The 2,858-nt window shown below is 57.3% G+C and carries 3 protein-coding genes; 1 reads left to right on the top strand and 2 read right to left on the bottom strand.

The window, feature by feature from the left end; translation table 11 throughout:
* The coding region (locus tag AC2FNB_RS20930) for a corrinoid protein (protein WP_496748663.1) at positions 1-559 on the bottom strand (559 nt) is incomplete at its 3' end.
* Between the two features lie 298 nt (positions 560-857).
* Here AC2FNB_RS20930 and AC2FNB_RS20925 point away from each other — a divergent pair.
* Entirely contained in the window at positions 858-1,925 is a 1,068-nt protein-coding gene (locus tag AC2FNB_RS20925; RefSeq protein ID WP_496748662.1) for a PA0069 family radical SAM protein, read from the top strand.
* Positions 1,926-1,978: 53 nt separating this feature from the next.
* Here AC2FNB_RS20925 and AC2FNB_RS20920 read toward each other — a convergent pair.
* Positions 1,979-2,858 (bottom strand): citrate synthase (locus AC2FNB_RS20920; RefSeq protein ID WP_496748661.1); only part of this gene is annotated, 880 nt, incomplete at its 5' end.

Here is a 2,858-nt window from a genome sequence, read left to right as displayed (position 1 = left end):
TGTATTCGTCACGCAGGCCTTGTTCGACCAGGGTGTCGATCACGACCTTCATATACGGCATGGTGGTGGTCAGCAGAGCGGACATGCCCAGAATGTCGGGCTTTTCGTTCTCAAGCGCTTCCAGATAGTTCTCGACCGGGTTGTTGATGCCCAGATCGACAACTTCAAAGCCCGCGCCCTCCATCATCATCGACACGAGGTTCTTGCCGATGTCGTGGATGTCGCCCTTGACGGTGCCGATGACCATCTTGCCGACGCGCGGTGCGCCGGTTTCGGCCAAAAGCGGCTTGAGGATGGCCATGCCACCTTTCATCGCGTTGGCGGCCAGCAGAACTTCGGGAACGAACAGGATGCCGTCACGGAAGTCGGCGCCGACGATGGTCATGCCACCGACCAAAGCCTTCGTGAGGATGTTATACGGCGTCCAACCCCGTTCAAGCAGGATGTTTACGCCTTCTTCGATCTCTTCCTTGAGGCCGTCATAAAGGTCGTCAAACATCTGTTCGACGAGTTCCTCGTCGTTCAATTCCGACAGGACGATGTCTTCTTCATCCGACATAAGCCGTTTCCCTGAGCTAAAGGGGCAAAGCCCCCGAGTGGCAATTTGGTCCGTTTTGCCAGTTTGCCATAATTTCACTGTGTCGATTGCGACATGGGCCGCTACGCAACCGACGTATAGGAAATATTTTGCCTCAGATCGATTGAATGTTCTTCAGAAAGAAGCTGAGGCCGCCTCATATCCATCTCGTGCAGCTTCAACTCGCACAAGGTTGGGTTTTGCTTAAATGGCTGACCGAGAATATTGCAGATGTTCACGTATTGTTCTAAATGGATTGTGGTTCATGTGGGAGATTGCAATGCCGCTGCACGTACATGCGCCCGGCAGGGGCGTGACGTCGAACAAAACGGGACGGTTCGAAAGGCACAGTACCGTGTCCGTGGACGACGGTTGGGATCTGGAAGAAGACGTTCCAACACTGCGCACGGTGGTGAGCGACGAGATCGCCCGAAGCCTGATCACGTTCAACCGGTCCCCGGACTTGCCGTTCGATCGTTCGATCAACCCGTACCGCGGGTGCGAACACGGATGTTCCTATTGTTTTGCGCGCCCAACACACGCTTATCTGGGGCTGTCACCAGGGCTGGATTTTGAAACGCGGCTTGTCGCGCGACCGAATGCGGCTGAAATCCTGCGTCGGGAATTGAGTGCGCGGTCCTACAAGGTTGGCGCGATTGCCTTGGGCACAAATACAGACCCGTACCAGCCGGTAGAAAAAAATCGCCTTATCACAAGAGCTTGCCTGGAGGTTCTGGAAGAATTTCGGCATCCGGTGGCGATCGTGACCAAAGGGGCATTGATCGAGCGCGATCTGGATGTTCTGTCTCGTTTGGCAAAGCAGGGGTTGGTGCGCGTGGGGATATCCGTCACGACACTGGACCCGGTTCTGTCGCGCAGGATGGAGCCGCGCGCACCCGCGCCCAGGCGCCGATTGCAGATGATCGAACGGTTGACCGGAGCAGGCGTGCCCGTGCGCCTGATGACTTCGCCGATAATTCCCGGCCTGACGGATCACGAACTGGAGGACATATTGCAGGCCGGGCGGGATGCGGGGGCAGATGCGGCCAGCTGGATCATGTTGCGGCTGCCACGCGAGGTGTCGCAGCTGTGGCAGGAATGGTTGGCGCAGCACTATGAGGGCCGCGCGGACAAGATCATGTCGCGTCTACGCGATATGCATGGCGGCAAGGACTATGATCCACGCTGGGGACATCGCATGCGGGGCGAGGGGCAATATGCCGAAATGATTTCGCAGCGGTTCAAGGCCGCAACGCGCAGAATCGGATTGTTGATCCAAACACCACCACTGAGGTGCGATCTGTTTCGGGTGCCCGCCCAGTCCGGCGATCAGTTGTCGCTGTTCTGAAGACGAAAATGCCCCGCCGATGGCGGGGACATTTTTTCGGCTGTTTCTGTCGGTCAGCGCTTTTCGATGTCGACGTAGTCGCGCAGAGTTTCGCCTAGGTACAACTGACGCGGACGACCGATCTTGTTCTGTGGATCGGCGATCATCTCTTTCCACTGGCTCACCCACCCAACGGTACGCGACAAGGCGAAGATAGGCGTGAACATGGAGGTCGGAAAGCCCATCGCTTCGAGGATGATGCCCGAGTAGAAGTCGACATTCGGGAACAGCTTCTTGTCGATGAAATACGGGTCTTCCAACGCCTGCTTCTCCAGCGCCTTGGCAACCTGAAGTTTGGGGTTGTTCTCAACGCCCAACAGATCCAGCACCTCGTCGGCGGACTGCTTCATCACTTTGGCGCGGGGGTCAAAGTTCTTGTAAACGCGGTGGCCAAAGCCCATCAGACGGAACGGATCGTTCTTGTCCTTGGCGCGGGCGATGTATTCGGGAATGCGGTCAACCGAACCGATCTCTTCCAGCATTTCCAGGCACGCCTGGTTGGCGCCGCCATGAGCAGGCCCCCAGAGACAGGCGATACCGGCTGCGATGCAGGCAAACGGGTTCGCACCCGAAGACGAGGCCAGACGCACGGTCGAGGTCGAGGCGTTCTGTTCGTGATCGGCGTGCAGCGTCAGGATGCGATCCATCGCGCGGCTGAGGATCGGGTTAACCTGAAAGTCCTCGGCCGGAACGGCAAAGCACATGTACAGGAAATTGGACGCATAATCGAGGTCGTTGCGCGGATACATAAACGGCTGGCCGACAGAGTATTTATAGGCCATCGCGGCAATGGTCGGCATCTTGGCGATAAGGCGATGCGTTGCGATTTCACGCTGCCGTTCGTCATTGACATCGGTGGAGTCGTGATAGAACGCGGACATCGCACCGACGACA

It is taken from the genome of Ruegeria sp. BHSB058 (genome assembly GCF_059613285.1).
Note: the sequence above shows the minus strand (reverse complement) of the source record. Positions and strands in the feature narration are given on the sequence as shown.

What these genes read in the sequence shown, in the direction of transcription:
- AC2FNB_RS20925 (WP_496748662.1), top strand. Translation starts at nt 858, where the DNA reads ATGCCGCTGCACGTACATGCGCCCGGCAGGGGCGTGACGTCGAACAAA.